Raw genomic sequence first — 18382 nt, 5'->3', positions numbered from 1 at the left:
TGCTAATGGATATTGCTCTGATCAAAGAGTATAAAACCTTGTCACAGGTTTTACTGAAGGCTCTGGGCTCTTCGTATCGTGCTGAACAGCCGATTGGTAAAACCATGAAATCTCTGCTTACTGCTCTGGAAACTGCCGGTGAAGCAGCTCAGATCAAAGATATTCATCGCCAAATTAAAGAGTTGCTGGTCAAGGAAACTCCCCAGAATGTTGAATCCCTGGGGGCAGAAGTCACCACCTTGAAGCAGGATATCATGTCCCAGTCGTTGAAAGATAAGGAGCTCAGCAGTCTTGTATCAGGAATGAAATCACTGATTGCCTTGTCTTTGAGAGAGGTTGAAGGCCTGTCAGATCAGGATGAGAAATTGCGCCACCTGTTTGAAGAAGTGCGGCAGGAATTGGCGGCGCTGAACACGCTTGAGGATTTGAATGAGTTCAGCCGCCACTTGAAAAACCTTTTTTACCAGAAAGCGCTGGTCCAGGGTGTTGTTGAACAGGAGCGCGATGAGCTGAAAAATATTATTGTCATCATGGCGGCCACGCTGACCTCTTTTCTGGATATTGGCGGCGCCTTCAGCAGTAATCTTGACAGTTATGCCAAACGTCTGCAGGTGGTGAAAGAACTCAGTGAAATCCAGTCGGTTCGTGATCTGCTGCTCAAAGAAACCCTGTCGCTCAAGGAGCAAACCGGCCGGATGATAACCGAGGTGCAGCAGGCCAATGCGCGGGTTGAATCGGCGAACCAGAAGATCGAGAAGTTGAAGCAGCAGATGGAGAAGATCAAGGAGGAGGTTATCATCGATCCGCTCACCAAGGTTTATAACCGCCGGGCCTTTGATGATAAAATCAAGCAGGAGTTTGCCAGTTTCAAGCGATATGACAGTAAGACATCGCTGATTATGCTTGATATTGACCATTTTAAGATTGTCAATGATACCTATGGCCACCGGACTGGTGATGGTGTGTTGCGGGTGGTGGCCGGGATACTTAAAAAGGAGATCCGTGATATCGATGTGCTGGCTCGTTATGGCGGCGAGGAGTTCATCATTGTTCTGCCTCATACGACCCTGCAGCCGGCGGTTGAGGTTGCTGAACGACTCAGAATGAGGGTGTCCGAAAGCCGTTTTGCCTATAAGGGTGAACGCTTTTCCATCACTGCCAGCTTCGGGGTTGCTGAACTGCAGGAAGATGATACGCTGGATGCCTACCTCAGGCGGGTTGACGCGGCTCTTTATGAAGCCAAAGACGCCGGCCGCAACCAGGTCAAGGCAAGTGTCATGAGCTGATGGGGGCGGTGAAATAAAAGTCTCTCCTCCCCTGATGGGGGTGGGGAATTCTTACTGAAAGGAGGTGAAAAATCACTTCCTTTTTTATTTTTTTACTGCTATAAGGTCCTTTCCCGCGGGGCTAGCGCCCCTTTAGAGTGATTCTTGCAGGTTTTTCGCTGTCCACCGATTGGGTAGGTGAGGAGGAAAGAATGGAAGATACCTTTGCCAATGTGATGCGGATTTCCACCACCGGTTTTGGCCTGGTTTTGGTCGTTATGGTCCTGCTGGCCGGCATCATGGAAGTGACCGGAATGATGGTTCAACGGTGGGAGAAAAAGCAGAAAGAAAAGCTGAAAGGAAACCAATCATGATGCAGTTACATACGGGGTTTAGTGGTCTTGATCTGCCCCATGTGGTAATGATTGTCATAGGTTTGGGTTTTATCTATCTGGCGATTGCCAAGGAGTGGGAACCGTACGAGCTGCTGCCCATCGGTGCCGGCATGATTCTCGCCAATCTGCCGCTGACCGGCATTACTCTGCAGCCGGGCCCTGATGTGGGGCCGGGGATGGCCGGTGTTCTGGGCATCATCCTTAAATATGGTCTCTATCATTGGACTATTTTGCCCCAGTTTGTCTTTTTCTGTATTGGTGCCATGACCGATTTCGGCCCCTTGATCGCCAATCCCCGTTCGTTTATCCTCGGAGCGGCGGCCCAGATCGGTATTTACATCGCATTTATCGGGGCCTTCTTTCTGGGTTTTTCCATTCCTGAGGCCTGCTCCATCGGTATTATAGGTGGTGCCGATGGTCCGACAACCATCTATACCACAGGGCTTCTGGCGCCGGAGATTATGGGGATTACGGCCACTGCAGCCTATTCTTATATGGCCATGGTTGCGGTCATTCAGCCACCGATCATCAAACTGCTGACGACCAAGAAAGAGCGGCAGATTAAAATGAAACCGATGCTCCGCCGGGTTTCCCGGCTGGAAAAGATCCTCTTTCCCATTATCACCATGATCATTGTTGTTTTGTTGATTCCGCAGTCAGCACCGTTGGTGGGGATGCTGATGCTGGGCAACCTGTTTCGCGAAAGCGGCGTCGTCAAACGGCTCAGTGAAACGGCACAGAATGATTTCATGAATATTATCACCATCCTGCTGATGCTGGGGATCGGGGCTTCAATGCCCGCGGAAGCGGTGCTGCAACTGAAGACCATGCTGGTGTTGTTGCTTGGTCTGACAGCCTTTGCTTTTGGTACAGTCGGCGGGGTGTTGCTGGGGAAGGTATACTCCAAGCTTTCCAAGGAGCCTTTTAATCCTATGGTGGGCGCGGCCGGCGTGTCGGCGGTGCCGATGGCGGCCCGTATTGTCCAGCACCTGGGACAGAAGGAGAATAAGCATAATTTTCTCCTGATGCACGCCATGGGGCCCAATGTTGCCGGGGTTATCGGCTCGGCTATTGCCGGTGGTTACTTCTTGAGTCTGTTTGTCCGTTAAAAAGCATCTCAAACATCACCTGTCACTTGCCCTGGGTTTGAGAGTCGGTCGGTTAGCCCATTAAGACGGCATTGCCTCATGGGTATCCACCAGGGTTTTGGACATGGCAATCTCATCGCAGTTGGGGAACTTGACGCATTTCAGGCAGTCACTCCAGACTTTATGAGGCAGGGTCGCTTTGTCGACTTTTTGGTAGCCCAGGTTGGCAAAAAAGCGCTCCTGATAGGTCAGGGTGAAAACCTGTCGCAGTCCCAATTGCCGTGCTTCCGCTTCGCAGTGGGCTACCAGTTCAGCACCGATTCCTCTTTTGGTGTAATCGGGAAGCACGGCCAGTGATCGGATCTCCCCCAGATCATCCCAGCAGACATGGAGCGCTGATGTAGCGATAACCTTGTCTCCCTCCTGGTAAACAACAAAATCCCGGACATTGTCATAGAGGTCGCTCAGGGATCTGGGCAGCAGGATTTCCTGCCGGGCATAGTGTTCTAAAATCTTCTGAATGACCTGGACGTCCCTGGTGGTAGCGTGGCGCAGCATGGTGTCTCCTCTTTCACGGCTGCTTAGGGTGCGCCGCAGGATAGGTTGTTTGCAGCAATCTGCTTTTTATTTTCCGCCTGGAGGATCAGTTCCCTGGCATGATCTCTGGAGATCGTGCTGACCTCCTGTCCGGCGCCCATTCTGGCCAGTTCATCAATCCGGGCATCGTTGCCGACCTCATCCAGACACTCGAGAGCAATGGTGGTACGACCATTATCAACCCGTTTTCTGATGGTCAGGTGATGGTCTCCCCAGGCAGCCACCTGTGGCAGATGGGTGATGGCAAGAACCTGGTGGTTGCGCGCAATACCGGCCATTTTTTGGCCGACGGCATCAGCTGAAGCACCGCCAATGCCGCTGTCCGCTTCATCGAACAGCAGGGTGGGAATCAGGTAGCGGGATGCAGCTGCTGTTTTCAAGGCGAGCATGAAACGGGACAACTCTCCGCCGGAAATGACCTGGTGCAGTGGAGCCAAAGGCTCCCCGGGATTGGTGCTGATCATGAAGGTGACCAGATCTTTGCCCCGGGGGCCAAGACTTTCTGTTGTCAGGGCCACCTGGAAGCGGGCATGGTTCATCCTCAAGTCCGCCAGATGTTCCATGACAGCTGCTTCCAGTTTTCCTGCCTGTTCCAGCCGGGCCTGGGAGAGCTGTTCCCCCAGATGTTCGACCTCCTGCTCCTGTTTGTTACAGATGCCCACCAGTTGTTGGTGACGTTCCCCCCGGGTTTCCCAGGCAGCCAGTTTTTGCCGAAACTCCTCTTTGAGAGACATGAGCTCATCGAAGGAACAACGAAATTTTCTTTTCAGTCGTTCTATTTCTGCCAGTCTCATGTGGGTTTCTTCGATGAGCTGCGGGTCGATGTCAAGAGTTTCCAGGTAGTTGCTGATGGTTGACCGTAGATCATGAAAGAGTTCAAGGACGGGCAGCAGCTGCTGTTCGCTGGCGGCAACAGAGCTATCGCAGCTGGCAAGTTTGCGCAGCAGGTCGGAGAGCTGGTAGCAGCCATCAATAAGCGATTGATTGCCGGAATAGAGCAGTTGTTCTATCCCGGTAGCCAAGGTAAGGAGCTGTTCGCGCTGTTGATAGCGTTGCTGTTGTGTTCCCAGTTCCTCTTCTTCTCCGGCGGTCAGCTGGGCCTGCTCAAGTTCCTGCAGTTGGTGGGTGAGGTAGTCAGCCTCTTGGTTGCCTTCACGTTCCTGCTGCTGCCATGCCTGCAGTTCTTTGCGGGTTTGCTGCAGGCTGGCATAGGCATGTTCATAAGGCTGACGCAGTGCAGTAAGGTTGCCAAACAGATCAAGAAATGCCAAGTGTTCCTGAGGGCGCAACAAGGCTTGCTGCTCGTGCTGGCTGGCAATTTCCACCAATTCAGCGCCAAGCCAGTTCAGGGTGTTGGCCGCTGCCGGCTGATCATTGATGAAAACCCGATTCTGGAGACGACCATTTCTCAAGGTGATGATTCGCTTGAGAAACAGATCATCGCCATCGAGGGAAAAACCGGCATCTGCCAGGAGTTGTTCCAATTGCAGAAGCTGATCGAGGGAGAAACTGCCGTTGATGATGATCGGTTTTTCCGGGTCAACAAACATCTCCCGGTCGGGCTTGCCGCCCAGAAGGGTGCTTAGCGCACTGACAATAATGGATTTGCCAGCGCCGGTTTCGCCGGTGATGACCGTTAAGCCCCGTTCAAGCTGAATCTCCAGGTGTTTGATCAGTTTGAAATTGCTGACCGTTAGTGATGTTAACACGGGATCTTACCTGCGGCGCCGGGAAACGCCTTGTCAGACATAGCGTTCCCCCCACTTCAATTTTGTCCGTAAAACTTCAAAATAGCTTTTGGTGGGAGACTTGATCAGCTTGATGTCATGGTCGGCCTTGGTAACGGCTATTTTATCATTTTGCTGCAGGGAAAACCCCACCTGACCATCCAAGGTGAGGAAAACATCGCCGCCGGCAGAGGTGAGGACAGTTTCGATGGTAACCTCGGAAGGGATCAGCAGCGGCCGATTGGTCAACGTATGGGGACAGATCGGGGAAACAATAACACTGTCGAGGGTAGGGTAGACCACGGGGCCGCCGGCGGACAGGGAATAGCCTGTCGATCCCGTAGGCGTGGAAATGATCAGCCCATCAGCCTTAAAGGTAGTCAGATAGAGTTGGTCGATGGTTGTTTCCAGTTCTATGATCCGGGCCACCGCTCCCTTGTTGATCACCACATCATTGAGAACGTTATAGGTGGTGATCAGCTCCTGCTGTCGATAAATACGGGCGGTGAGCATCATCCTCCGGCTGACACTGTAGTTGTTCTGGAGGATGTCGGTCATGACCATGAACAGTTCGTCAAGAGTGATGGCGGTCAGAAATCCCAAAGCGCCAAGATTAACCCCCAGGATAGGGACGTCCTGCCCATTAATCAGCCGGGCGATGCTCAGCAGGGTGCCATCACCACCCAGGACAACGATGACATCTGCGTGTTGGGGGATATCGGGCTTGCGGGTGGGGGTGCTGCCAGGAATGCCACAGGCCAGCTCTTCGTCAAAAACAACCTTGAGCCCTCGGGCAAGGAGCCAGTTTGTCAGCTCAATGCCGACTGCCAATGCCTTTGTGTTATTGTGTTTAATGACGATCCCGATGGTCTGCATGGCAAATTTGTACCATAGGGTTTCGGGGCTGTAAAGTGGAAAGTCATGGGAAAGGCAAAGGGGTCAGCGGGTGGTTATCCGCTTGTTGTCATGATCGAGCCAGAAAGATACCGGCCCGCTCAGGGGTTTGTCCACGGTGTAGGTTTCATGGCCAATCTTGATCACGACGCCCGGATGCACCTGGTGGTGGACGGTTACCCTGGCTGCCGAGGCAGCGGCGATTTTTTCTTCCAGGTCCACTTTTTTCTTTTTCAGCAGGTTCATCTGCTTGTCAATTTGCTGGTATTCTTTAAGCAGTTGAGTGCCTTCTTCCCGTTTGTCCGGCGGCAGGAGGGAGGGATCTTTTTTGATGATTACCGGCATGCCGATGCTATCGACAATTTCTATGGAACGTTCAACCATGGGGGTCATGACCTGCTCAATCTTCTGTAGTTGTTCCCGGATGAAGACGGTATTGCCCACTTCGACAAGTGCGCGACTGGCGCTTTCCGAACCCAATTCACCGGTTTCCACCCCGGAAAAAGCAGAGATGACGCATTCTCCGGTAATTTTGCCGGCACAACGGATCGCCCCGCCGGCAATCAGGGAACTGTTGATGATATGTTTTTCAGCGATAATACTGCCTTTTGTCTTGCAGTGCACCACACCGCTGATGTATTCGGATTTGATGTTGCCCATCACGGTCAACGATGCTTCGGGATTGCCGATGATGCCGGTGCCGACCACCAAGTCTCCCTTGGCCTTCACCGAACCACCATCAATAAGTTTGCCAATAAAAACATCATTGTTCGAAATGATTGAAAAGCCGGCATCCAGGTTGCCGCTTACCTGTACCGGTCCCTGATATTTGATGTGGCCGGTATCAAGATTCACATCTCCCTCAAGGTGATAGATGTTTTCAATGATGACCTGACTGCCATCCAGGTTGGCCTGCCCGGCTGCCTGGGATTTGAAGATCAGGCAGCCATCCGCATCGGTTTCCATGGCAACGTTTTTGCCGGCGGTAATTTTTTTCAGATGTTTCAGTGGTTCCGGTTCAGTGACTGTTCCGTCAACCTGCAGGCCTTTACAACCTGCTTTTCCAGGGGTGATTTTCAGCAGAACAGCCCCTGGCTGGTAGAAGTTGACAGCCCCACGGTCCCGATAATCAATCTTGCCTGATTCCAGTACCTGACCGATGGATTTCCGGGTGGCAAAGTAAAACTTGTAAATGGGCTGGCTGCTTTCGACAAATTTGATCCCCTGGGCGACGATGCCCTTGACGGACTGGCCTGGGTTGGCGGTTGCCTGCTGGCAGAACATCTTGATTGCCTCTTCATTGATGCCGGCTACCACCTGCTGTTCTGCCAGCACCTGCATGACGTATTCCACCGTCAACAGTTCTTCATCGCCGGGCGTCAGGGTGATGTCAATGGTTGCCTGGAGTCGGTCGGCACTTATCTGTGAGGTGATCATGGCGGCAGCAATGTCCTTATGGATCTGGTGATGTCTGGCCGAAGGATGGTGCAGTAAGTTGCAAGACATCTGCTAGCTCTTGTTGTATCTTTTTCTTTCGGCGTTTTTCCTTCATACTTTAGTCTTGTTTTGTACGGTAAAACCAGGTGGGCGCACGCCAAAGGTAAAACTAAAAAAATTGACATTGCGGGGTTGTTTTGTTATAGACACCCCCAGTATTATGCCGGAAAGTGGCTCTTGCCAGTAGATGAATGTATGAAAAAAACAGAAAAATATACCATTGTCCTGCTGCGTGATGGCAACCATCATCCTCGCCGGATATCTCTTTCCCGCACCTGGCTGCGGCGTCTCTTTCTTCTGCTGTTCCCCCCGATGGCGGGACTTTTTATTGGTGCCGTGGTTGCCATTTTTCTTTACGCCAGTAATTTGGAAAGTATCAATGGCTATGAGAAAGTGGTGCAGCAGGCTGCAGAAATGGAGGCCCAGGTTGATTTTTTCAGCCACCGTATAGAGCAGCTTACGGATCGTTTGGCCGAAATAAAAGAGAGCAATGCCAAAATTAAAGTATTGGCAAACCTCGAAGCCCATGCTGGTGTCGTTGACCGGCAGGGTATTGGTGGGCCTGATCATGCGGTTGCCGTGCTGACAACCGACAGCTTGAGTGAAGCCCGCCGACAGGTAGTGGAGCGGATGCATCGTGATCTCCAGACGCTGGAGCTGCAGCTTGCTGATGAGCGGCAGGAAAGCAACCTGCTCCATGATTATCTGGAGGAAAAGAAGACACTGCTTAACTTCACGCCTTCCGTCAGGCCGGTCCGGGGATGGGTCAGTTCGAAATTCGGCTATCGTATTTCACCCTTTACCGGCCGCCGTGAATTTCATCACGGGGTTGACATCGTCAACCGGAAGGGAACACCGGTTATTGCCACGGCTGACGGTCGGGTCAAATTTGCTGGTGTCAACGGTGGTTATGGTAAAATGGTTGTTGTGGACCATGGTACGGGGGTGGAAACAAAATATGGTCATCTGTCCAGGATTGGGGTCAAGGTGGGTGAAAAGGTGGTCCGTGGGCAGGAAATTGGTTTGCTTGGCAATTCCGGACGCAGCACGGGGCCGCATCTTCACTATGAAGTGGTGATGAAAAGCAATACGGTGAACCCGGTTCAGTATTTTGTTGATTAGTCTGCCTACGGCGCCTGGTTTTCCCCTCATTTCAGGTTTTGCGGTTGGGGGTTTCTGTCACTTCTGTCTATGCATTCTGGGCTGATAAACCTAGGTTGTCCCTCAATCTCACCGGCCGTTCTTGTCCGGTTCCGGGTTGCCCGTCGCTCATTGCCAGCCAAAAAAATGCGCCAGACATACTCAAGCATTTGGGTCTGGTTCTGACGGCTTCATGTAGTTTCCATATTCACGCTAGCGAGTATGTTTTTCTTCTCTCCCGGGTATCCCATCATGGTTGCAACTTCTTCCCCTCTTGTACCCCCGCAGCCGTCTGAGCTGTTCATCTGTTGTTGATAGCCTGCGTTGCAAGGCAACATATAACCTTTCCTGGCATAAGGATAGCAATACAATGTTTGGTATCGTCAAAAAAGTCTTTGGCAGTAAAAATGACCGCGAACTGAAACAACTCCAGCCTTTGGTTCGGGAGATAAATGACCTGGAGCCGGAGATGCAGCAGCTAAGTGATGAGCAGCTGCAGGGCAAAACCGCTTTTTTACGCCAGCTGCTGGCTGAAGGGCAGACGCTGGATGATCTTTTGCCGCAGGCGTTTGCCGTTGTTCGGGAGGCTTCAATCCGGACCTTGAAGATGAGGCATTTTGATGTCCAGCTGATGGGCGGTATTGTTCTCTATCAGGGAAAAATTGCTGAGATGAAGACTGGTGAGGGGAAAACCCTGGTGGCGACATTGCCGGTGTATCTCAATGCTCTCAGTGGTAAAGGTGTCCATGTGGTCACCGTCAATGACTACCTGGCCCGCCGTGACGCTGAATGGATGGGGGCTATTTACCAGTTCCTTGGTCTGACGGTGGGGGTTATTCTGCATGGTTTGGATGATCAGGAGCGGCAGGCGGCTTATGGCTGCGATATCACCTACGGTACCAATAATGAGTTTGGTTTTGACTACCTGCGTGACAATATGAAGTTTCGTCTGGAGGACTACGTCCAGCGAGAATTGAATTATGCCATCGTCGACGAGGTGGACAGCATTCTGGTCGATGAGGCCCGGACGCCGCTGATCATCTCCGGACCCACTGAAGACCGGACGGATAAATACTACCTGATTGACAAGGTGATTCCCCGGCTGAACAGAGATACCGATTACGAGATGGAGGAGAAAACCAAAACGGTTGTCCTTACCGAGCAGGGGGTGGCCCGGGTGGAGCAACTGCTGAAAATCAACAACCTGTTTGAACCGGCCCAGATGGAAGTGCTTCATCATGTCAATCAGGCCCTGAAAGCCCATGCCCTGTTCAAGCGGGATGTGGATTATGTGGTCAAAGACGACCAGGTGATGATTGTCGATGAGTTTACCGGCCGTCTGATGCCCGGCAGGCGGTACAGTGATGGCCTGCATCAGGCCCTGGAGGCCAAAGAGGGGGTCAAGATCGAAAGTGAGAATCAGACTCTGGCTTCGGTGACCTTCCAGAACTATTTCCGGATGTATAACCGGCTGGCCGGTATGACCGGGACCGCCGATACGGAAGCGGTGGAATTCAAACAGATTTATAACCTTGATGTGGTGGTGATGCCCACCAACATGCCCATGATCCGAATTGATAATCCAGATGTGATTTATAAAACAAAACTGGAGAAGTACAAGGCGGTGGTGGAAGAGATTATTGACTGCCACCATCGGGGACAGCCGGTGCTGGTGGGGACCATCTCCATTGATGACTCTGAGAAGCTGAGCCGGATGTTGGTTAAGAAAGGCGTGAAGCATGAGGTCCTCAACGCCAAGTTCCATGAGAAAGAGGCTGAAATCGTCTCCCAGGCCGGCCGTCTGGGGGCGGTAACCATTGCCACCAATATGGCCGGCCGTGGTACGGATATTGTTCTGGGCGGTAATGCCGGCATGCAGGCTAAAAAGAAGATCAAAGAGGGTATGACGCCGGAGGAGCAGGAGGCAATTCTCCGGGAGCTGCAGCATCAGTGTGAGCAGGAACGGCAGGAAGTGCTGGCTGCCGGCGGTTTGCATATCCTGGGAACCGAGCGCCATGAGAGCCGGCGGATCGACAACCAGTTGCGTGGTCGTTCAGGGCGCCAGGGAGATCCGGGATCTACCCGCTTCTTTCTTGCCCTTGATGATGATCTGATGCGTATCTTTGGTTCCGAACGGATTGCGACGGTGATGGATAAACTGGGGATTGAAGATGGTGAACCCATCCAGCATGCCATGATCTCCAAAGCCATTGAGAATGCCCAGCGTCGGGTGGAGGGGCATAACTTTGATATCAGGAAACAGCTGCTGGAATATGATGATGTGATGAACAAGCAGCGGGAAACCATCTACTCCCGGCGCCGGGAGATTCTGGGGCAGGACGATTTGCGGGAGGTGGTTTTTGACTATATGGACGAGGTGGCGGCTGATCTGCTTGACCAGCTGGTGGCGGACAAAGAGCCGCCCGCCAGCTGGGACCGGGAGGCACTGGCGGTCAGCTTTGCCAAAACCTTTGCCCTGAGTATCGATTTTTTCCGTGACCAGATGATGGCTGATGTGGTTGACAAGGGTTCCCTGCTTGAAAAGATCTACCTCCGGCTGCGGGAGTTCTACGACCAGCGGGAAAAGGAATTGGGGGCGGACACCCTGCGGCAGCTGGAAAAGATTGTGCTGCTCCATACCCTGGATACCCTCTGGAAAGAACATCTCTATAATATTGATCAGCTCAAAGAAGGCATTGGTCTGCGGGGCTATGGCCAGAAGGATCCTCTGCGGGAGTACCAGCGGGAAGGGTTTGATATGTTTGTCGCCATGCTGGCCAAGATGAAAGAGGACGCGGTGACCCAGCTGTGTTATGTCAGGGTAACCCGTGAGGAGGAGGTTGAAGCTCTCGATCAGCAGTCCCGAAAGCAGACCGAAGTCGTCCTCAGTCGCGGCCAGGGAGTTGATGAAGCGGGGAAACGGAAACCGGTGCAGAAAACGACAGCCAAGATCGGCCGCAATGACCCCTGCCCCTGTGGCAGCGGAAAAAAATATAAACGGTGCTGCGGTCAATAACAATGCCGATGGACGAACAGATAAAAAGGGCGACTGTGACCATGGAATGCAGCGGTTACCGCTTTGCCGGTTGTGTCGCCGGCCTGAAAAAAAATGGCAAGCTTGACCTTGCTCTGGTTGTTTCAGAACCGTCAGCGGCGGCGGCGGCGGTTTTTACCACCAACGCCTTTGCCGCTGCCCCGGTTCTTTATGGCCGTCAGCAGCTGGCGGCGGCAACACCGGTTAGCGCGGTGTTGATCAACAGCGGTAATGCCAATGCCTGCACCGGTGAACCGGGGGTTGCCCATGTCAGGCAGGTGGCGTCTGCCCTTGGTGACGTCCTTTCCGTTCCTGCCGGTGAGGTGTTTGTCTCTTCCACCGGCGTTATTGGCGAGCCGTTGCCGGTGGCAAAGGTGACCGGCGCCTTGCCCCGGCTGGCCGGTGAACTTTCAGCGGCTGCGTTGCCCCTGGCTGCCGAGGCCATCCTGACCACCGATTCCCTGGCTAAAATGTTTGCGGTGAATCTCTCCTTGTCAACCGGTACGGCAAAGATTATCGGGATGGCCAAGGGAGCCGGAATGATTGAACCCCGGATGGCCACCATGCTTGCCTATCTGTTTACCGATGCCAGAGTGTCGCGAACTGAGCTTCAGGAGATATTGGCAGGGGTGGTGCAGCGGACATTCAACCGGATCAGTGTTGATGGCGACACCAGCACCAATGATACGGTGTTGCTGCTGGCCAATGGTGCTTCCGGTTGTTCGCTGGTTGATGAAGCAGACCGAAAGGCCTTTGAACATGGGGTTTTTCAGGTTGCTGATTATCTTTCCCGCTTGATTGTCAAGGATGGGGAAGGGGCGACGAAAGTGGTAACCATCGTGGTTGAAAATGCTTCTGATGATACGGCGGCGGAGCAGATCTGCCGGACGGTTGGTCGTTCGTTGCTGGTGAAAACCGCTTTTTTCGGTCAGGATGCCAACTGGGGACGGATCATCGCCGCAGTTGGTTATGCCGGTGTTGACCTGCAGCCTGAGCGGGTGGATATCTGGCTTGACCGGATTCAGGTGGTGGCCGGTGGCCGGCGTTCCCCCGCCTATCAGGAGGCTGATGGTGCGAAGATCTTTCACCAGAACAGCTTCACTATTACCATTGACCTGCATGCCGGCAACGGCAGCTTTTCTCTCCTGACCAGCGATCTTTCCCACGAATACGTGAGCATCAACGCCGACTACCGGACCTGAGCAAGCAGTATCCCTCCTGCGGTTTTCTCCAAACAATAAACAGACTGATTTTTTGCCGTTTTTCCAGCCAGCTATTAGCGGCGCTGCTGGTAGCGCTGGACAGCTTTATGATGGTCCTGGTAGGTGGCTGAGAACTGGTGGCTGCCATCATTGCGGGAGACGAAGTAGAGGTAGTCAACCGGAGCCGGAGCATGGGCCGCTTTGAGAGCCATGATTCCGGGGTTGCAGATGGGACCGGGCGGCAATCCCCGGTGTTGGTAGGTGTTGTAGGGAGATGAAGCATCAAGGAGATCTTTTTTCCGCAGGTTGCCGTCGAAACCATCTCCCAAGCCATAAATAACCGTTGGATCGCATTCCAGCCGCATTCCTTTGCGCAGCCGGTTGATGAGGACGGCGGCGATCAGTGGCATCTCTTCAAGACGGCCGGTCTCCTTCTGGATAATCGAGGCCAGGGTTACCAGCTCATGCCGGCTTAAAGGGAGTGATGCCTCAGTTGTGGCGGTGGTTGATGCCAGCTGGAACTGTTCGGTGAAAGTCTTCAGCATCTGGGAGACGAGCTGCCGGCAAGTTGTTGCTTTGCTGTATGGATAGGTGCTGGGGAATAGGTAGCCTTCACCATAAGCTGCTGGAATATTCCATTGTTTGAGGAGCGCCGGATCATCAGCGAGCTGCTCAAATTCACCATTTTGGCAGAGCCGGCTTGGCATCAAACGGCTGATTTCTCTGATGGTCAGTCCTTCAGGGATGGTCAGCTGGTATTGTTTTATCCGACCTGAAACCAGCTGATCAATGATCGCCTGTGGTGTGTCACCCGGTTGAAATTCATATTCTCCCGCCTGCAGGCGGTTGGCAAGGCGGCGTATTCTGACGATGAGGGTGAAACGGGTGGCGGACGTGATAATTTTCTGTTGTTCCAGCTGCTTGCTTATTGTGCTCAGAGAGCTGCCGGGCTGGACCTCAAAAAGTGTAGGGGCAAGCACGGTCTGCCGCCTGGCAAAAGAAGCCAGGTCAGCAGCGGCGAAGCTGACGGCCCCCAGCCCCAGCAGGAGCAGGAAAAAAAAGTATCTCCGCCGCCCGGCATTCATGTTCCCGTCGTACCTCTTTTTCCCATCATTGCCTTCAAAGAGTCCATCTCCCTGCTTCCCAGCAGCAGTGAGCTGCCGGCATAGGCCAGACCGCCGATAGTGATCATCACTGCCAGTCTGCCGGCATCCGCAAGCTGGTGGACATAGGTGAGGGCAAACCAGGAACAATGGGGCAGCGCCAGAAGAACCACAGCCATGATGCCGGTGGCCACGGCGGCCTGCCCCAGGGATTTGGTAATACTGTTGATTTTCAACGGCGGCATGGTTTTCTTTTTCGCCAGCAGATAGATGAGGATGATGATGTTGGCGGCACTTGAGATGGCCGTAGCCAGGGCAAGGCCGATGTGTTTGAGGGGCAGCATCAATGCGAGAGCGGCAACGATATTGATGATCAGGGCAACGCCGCCCACCTTTACCGGCGTCTTGGCATCCTGGAGGGAATAGAATACCGGCACCACAATCCGCAGGGCGGCGTAAGCCCACAGCCCGCAGGTATAGGCGATCATAGTTTGCGCCACCATGGCGGTGGAGGTGGCATCAAAGTTACCCCGCTGGAAAAGCACGTAGATAATTGGTTTACTGAGAATGATCAGGCCGGTCATGGCCGGCAGGGTAATGAAGAACAGTCCCCGGATGGCGAGTGAAAACGTCTGGGAGAAATCTTCCCATTGCTGCTTGCTGGCCTGTCTGCTGAGGGCTGGCAGAATTGCAGTCCCCAGGGCAACCGCAAAAACTCCCAAAGGAAACTGAACCAGACGGTCGGCATAGTAGAGATAGGAAATGCTGCCATCCATCAGCAGGGATGCCAGCAGGGTGTTGACAAAAATAGTTATCTGGGTGATGGCCAGCCCGACCAGGGACGGTCCCATGAGCTTCAGGATTCTGCCGATGGCCGGATGGCGGAAATGGTATTTGGGGGCCAGGGAAAACCCTTTTTTTCGCAGAAACGGTACCTGGAGAGCCAGTTGGGCCAGTCCGCCGAGCAGCACCCCCACTGCCAGGGCCAGCGCCGGATTGCCAAGGGGCAGGCTGAGGAGAAAAACAGCGCCAATCATGCAGATGTTCAATAGTACCGGAGCCAGCGCCGGTGCCAGAAAGTGGTCAACCGAGTTTAATATTCCCATGGCCAGAGCCACTAGGCTGATCAACAGAATATAGGGGAACATAATCCTGTTGAGCAGGACGGCCAGCTGGAATTTTTCCGGGTTGTCGTGAAATCCCGGCGCGATGAGGGAGATGATCAGGGGTGAAAAGCAGATGCCGGCAATGGTTACCAGAACGAGGATGGCGGCAACCAGAGTCAAGGCGGTCTGGGCAATCTCTTTTGCTTCCTCTTTTTTGCCGGCGGCCAGATAGCTACTGAATACCGGAATGAAGGATGCGGTTAGTGAGCCCTCACCAAAGAGCCGCCTGAGCAGGTTGGGAATGCGGAAAGCGACAAAGAAGGCATCCGCAGTGAAGCTGGTGCCCAGATAATGGGCCGTGATCATGTCGCGGACAAATCCAAGAATGCGGCTGAGAAAAGTTGCGCCGCTGACGATGCCTGCGGCTCTGAGAATGTTCCCTTTGCTGGTTTTCATAAGATTCTGGATGCCGAGAAGCGGTTGAGTAGTTTTAAGGCCTCGGGACTCAATGATGCCAGACGCTGATCATGCTTATGGAGGGCGAGGGGGCCGGTGGTGGCGATGATTGTTTTCCTATTACGGGAAAAGCTGAAAAGAGTTGGGGTGTTGATAGTCGTGGGCCTGCGGGAGAAGGTGCCAAAATTGATATGGACTTCACCGTCACCGCCGTTGTCAGCCAGGATCAAGCCACGGGAGAAGGACTGTCTCAGGTTTGCAATCACTTCTTTGCAGCCAATGATTTCCCGGTTGATGCTCTCCTCCTCTTTCTTCAGTTCCTCATGCTCCTGAGTAAGCTGATAAAAAGAGTGCAGCCGTTTCAGGGTGATTGAGGCAAGGGGAATGTGGAGCCGCTCACTGAGTTCAGCGGCTCGATCGCTGGTGATCAGCTGTCTGATTGCGGTTTTCTGCTGGTTGGTTAAAGAGATGTTTTTCTGTTCTTCGATGTTTTGCAGTAGTTGGGCAATTTCCGTTTCCAGCTGAGATCTGAGATAGGTATTTTTGACCAGTTTCGGGGTGAAATGATCACGTTTAAGGCTTGATTTTCTCAACATTTCATTCAGTTTCTCTTCCCGCTGCTGGTAGTCAGGCAGGGCGAAAGGATCAATCTGGAGAACCGATTTTCCCGAACTATGGATGCCGTGACAGTAGATAAAGGTGCCGGCGGTTACCGTGCCGGCATGCATGGACTCGGCAATATGTACTTCCGTTGCTTGGATGGTTGAGGACATGCAGGTCTTGATTTTTACCTGGTGGCCAATAATGATGGCGTTGCGGATCACCTCATTGATGGTGACCTCATGTCCCTCGATCCGGGCACCGACTACTTTATCAATGGTAATATGTCTGCCTATTATTCTGGCTTCAGGGTCAACAATGCCATTGATGGTAATGGTATCACCCTCTAGAATGGCCCCCCGGCCGACATTGCCGGTAACCCTGATGCCATTGGCCTTGAGGGTAAACCCCGCTTTTACGGAATCCTTGAGGACGTTGCTGGAGTCTTCAACTTTAATGCTGGTGGCAATGGTGCTGTAATCTTTAACGGCAATGTTGCCGGTGGAGAAATCGACCTGCTGGACCAGAACATCTGGATCGATAAAATAACCTCTGGTTTCTTCCCGGTATAAAAACCCGTCGATGAGTGCTTTCAGGATGGTGATATTTTTTTCCGGCTGTTCATCGGCAATGATTGATTTCCGGTCGTATCTTAGTTTTGCCAGCTCTTTTCCCGGTTCAGCGTGGATTTGACCGCCATGGATCGTCGTGCCGTCAATGCCTTTGGTAGCGTGGTTTACTACGAGCAGCTTGGAGCCTTTGTGGACCAGTTTTTCACTGAACCCCAGGTCGCGAAAATCAATTTTACCAGTCTTTTCGTTAATAATTTTACCGGCTTTCAACTCCAGGTTGATGAGTTCTTCGAGGGTGCTGTCAGAACCTGGAACCGGCAGGGTCGGGGCAGCTAGAGAGAAAGTGAAATAATCTCGATACTCGCCGTTCTTTCGGTAACCATCGAGATAGAGTTCAACCTGCTCGCGAAGTTTTTTCTTGGCGAGCAGGCCGTGGGTGATCGTGCTGTTCTCGATGAGCTGTTCGATAACAGCCAGGATCTCAGTTTTTGCCCGGGCATCGGTGGGGTTGGCAATTCTGGTGTTGGGCCTGATCGAGAGGTAGGCGTGCTGCTGACCTTGTACTTCATCCATGTGGATGAAGAGATCGATGGTAGTATTGGTCGTACTCGCAGAGGGCATAGAGTTAATCCTTGTCTACCATTGACGGCCTCGTAGCTCCAACTTTTTTGCCGTACACTCCTGGATTGCCATTGAGGGGTGCATCGCAGCCTTCCTGATGATGTGCCGGGCGGGCTTCCCTGACGGCAGATCCTGAAAGCCTAGAGCGTGTCCCTTCCTCAAGCGGTTTTGTGCTGCCGGCGAATTCACGTATGCTATTCCATATCTTGTAAGGAGAAACAAGCGTTTTCTGCCGGCGGAGCTTCTTTTTCAGGGAGCAGGTGGCTGAGTGCAGTGCGCCTTCTCAAGCCACAGATGCCGGTATGCAGTATTCTTCTCAGAAAAAAGTTGACATTGTCATGACTTTACTTTATACATCTGCATATATTAATAATTGGTCCGGTAGTGGTTTTTGGATAGGGTTTTTCTCTTGCCAGCTGTCATGAAGTTGGTGTTCTTGACTTAAGGCTTGCCGGTACTTTTGAGGAGGGCTGTAATGCACGACAAAATATGTCATCGGGTGGCTGAAATTTTAAAGGTATTGGGTCATCCGATTCGTTTGCGGATTGTCCAGACCTTGCTGACTGAAGAATCATGTGTTAAAAACCTCTGGAACTGTCTTGACCTACCCCAGGCGACGGTATCTCAGCATCTTTCGGTTCTGAAGGGCAAGGGGATTGTTGATTCAGCCCGGGAGGGCGTGGCCATGAGGTATTGGGTCAGTGATGAGATCGGTACGTTGATTGTTTCGACCTTGATGAATCAGCTGCAACTTGATTGTTGTGAAGGCAATAAACCGGTAGCCGGTATCAAAGAGTAGTCATTCTCTGCTGAAAGATCCTGGGCCGTGCTTTGTCGCCATGAGGGGGGGGGGAGTCTATGCCTATTTATGAGTATCGTTGTCGAGAGTGTGATCATTGTTTTGAGCAGATCCAGCGCTTGGGTGAAGGCGGCGAACAGCTGAAATGTCCCCGATGCGGTGCTCCCAGCCCACTCAAGCAGGTGGCCGCATGTGCCATTTCTCGTGGTGTTGATGGTGGTGGCTGTACAGCCAATCAGGGTTTTTCCTGAGCATAATGTCAGCCGGGGCGGGTCCCCGGTATAAA

General features: G+C 52.8%; 15 protein-coding genes. 8 read left to right on the top strand and 7 right to left on the bottom strand.

The genetic code is table 11. The features are described 5' to 3' along the window. Positions 1–5: 5 nt before the first annotated feature. From JXO50_06465 to JXO50_06455, 3 genes are all read left to right on the top strand, one after another. Complete coding sequence (locus JXO50_06465) at positions 6–1286, top strand: diguanylate cyclase (protein ID MBN2332732.1); 1281 nt, start codon at positions 6–8, stop codon at positions 1284–1286. 191 nt (positions 1287–1477) lie between these two features. Further along, positions 1478–1639 (top strand): hypothetical protein, encoded by a 162-nt coding sequence (locus tag JXO50_06460; GenBank protein ID MBN2332731.1) that lies wholly within the window; start codon positions 1478–1480, stop codon positions 1637–1639. Further along, entirely contained in the window at positions 1636–2769 is a 1134-nt protein-coding gene (locus JXO50_06455) for a sodium ion-translocating decarboxylase subunit beta (GenBank protein ID MBN2332730.1), read from the top strand. The genes JXO50_06460 and JXO50_06455 overlap by 4 nt, the downstream gene beginning before the upstream one ends. Positions 2770–2829: 60 nt before the next feature. Here JXO50_06455 and JXO50_06450 read toward each other — a convergent pair whose 3' ends face one another. From JXO50_06450 to JXO50_06435, 4 genes are all read right to left on the bottom strand, one after another. Continuing rightward, a complete protein-coding gene (locus JXO50_06450) occupies positions 2830–3306 on the bottom strand; it encodes an N-acetyltransferase (protein MBN2332729.1) in 477 nt (158 codons plus the stop codon). Positions 3307–3329: 23 nt separating this feature from the next. Next, positions 3330–5054, bottom strand: a complete 1725-nt coding sequence (recN, locus tag JXO50_06445; protein ID MBN2332728.1) for a DNA repair protein RecN — start codon at positions 5052–5054, stop codon at positions 3330–3332. 33 nt (positions 5055–5087) lie between these two features. Further along, positions 5088–5948 carry an NAD(+)/NADH kinase gene (locus JXO50_06440; GenBank protein MBN2332727.1) on the bottom strand — a complete coding sequence of 287 codons (861 nt, stop codon included), beginning with the start codon at positions 5946–5948 and terminating at the stop codon, positions 5088–5090. A gap of 63 nt (positions 5949–6011) precedes the next feature. Continuing rightward, positions 6012–7472 carry a DUF342 domain-containing protein gene (locus tag JXO50_06435; protein ID MBN2332726.1) on the bottom strand — a complete coding sequence of 487 codons (1461 nt, stop codon included), beginning with the start codon at positions 7470–7472 and terminating at the stop codon, positions 6012–6014. A gap of 186 nt (positions 7473–7658) precedes the next feature. Between JXO50_06435 and JXO50_06430 the strand changes: the two genes are divergently transcribed. The 3 genes from JXO50_06430 (at position 7659) to argJ (ending at position 12839) form a co-directional block, all read left to right on the top strand. Continuing rightward, positions 7659–8585, top strand: a complete 927-nt coding sequence (locus tag JXO50_06430) for a M23 family metallopeptidase (protein MBN2332725.1) — start codon at positions 7659–7661, stop codon at positions 8583–8585. 388 nt (positions 8586–8973) lie between these two features. Then, positions 8974–11619 (top strand): preprotein translocase subunit SecA, encoded by a 2646-nt coding sequence (gene secA, locus JXO50_06425; protein ID MBN2332724.1) that lies wholly within the window; start codon positions 8974–8976, stop codon positions 11617–11619. Between the two features lie 41 nt (positions 11620–11660). Further along, entirely contained in the window at positions 11661–12839 is a 1179-nt protein-coding gene (argJ, locus tag JXO50_06420; GenBank protein ID MBN2332723.1) for a bifunctional glutamate N-acetyltransferase/amino-acid acetyltransferase ArgJ, read from the top strand. A 74-nt stretch (positions 12840–12913) separates the two neighbouring features. Here argJ and mltG read toward each other — a convergent pair whose 3' ends face one another. The 3 genes from mltG to JXO50_06405 are packed head-to-tail and all read right to left on the bottom strand — an operon-like array spanning position 12914 to position 17297. Beyond that, positions 12914–13924: an endolytic transglycosylase MltG gene (gene mltG / locus JXO50_06415; GenBank protein MBN2332722.1), complete on the bottom strand. Its 1011-nt coding sequence runs from the start codon at positions 13922–13924 to the stop codon at positions 12914–12916. Further along, positions 13921–15504, bottom strand: a complete 1584-nt coding sequence (gene murJ, locus JXO50_06410; protein ID MBN2332721.1) for a murein biosynthesis integral membrane protein MurJ — start codon at positions 15502–15504, stop codon at positions 13921–13923. The genes mltG and murJ overlap by 4 nt, the downstream gene beginning before the upstream one ends. Then, positions 15501–17297 carry a DUF342 domain-containing protein gene (locus JXO50_06405; protein MBN2332720.1) on the bottom strand — a complete coding sequence of 599 codons (1797 nt, stop codon included), beginning with the start codon at positions 17295–17297 and terminating at the stop codon, positions 15501–15503. Before JXO50_06405 ends, murJ begins: the two co-directional genes overlap by 4 nt. Before the next feature lie 475 nt (positions 17298–17772). Between JXO50_06405 and JXO50_06400 the strand changes: the two genes are divergently transcribed. Beyond that, positions 17773–18096 carry a winged helix-turn-helix transcriptional regulator gene (locus JXO50_06400; GenBank protein ID MBN2332719.1) on the top strand — a complete coding sequence of 108 codons (324 nt, stop codon included), beginning with the start codon at positions 17773–17775 and terminating at the stop codon, positions 18094–18096. 59 nt (positions 18097–18155) lie between these two features. Beyond that, entirely contained in the window at positions 18156–18347 is a 192-nt protein-coding gene (locus tag JXO50_06395) for a zinc ribbon domain-containing protein (GenBank protein ID MBN2332718.1), read from the top strand. Positions 18348–18382: the final 35 nt, after the last annotated feature.

Source organism: Candidatus Anaeroferrophillus wilburensis (assembly GCA_016934315.1).
In the GTDB taxonomy this organism is placed as follows: Bacteria; Desulfobacterota; Anaeroferrophillalia; order Anaeroferrophillales; family Anaeroferrophillaceae; genus Anaeroferrophillus; species Anaeroferrophillus wilburensis.
The sequence above is the reverse complement of the archived record's forward strand: the minus strand, read 5'-3'. Positions and strand labels throughout refer to the sequence as shown.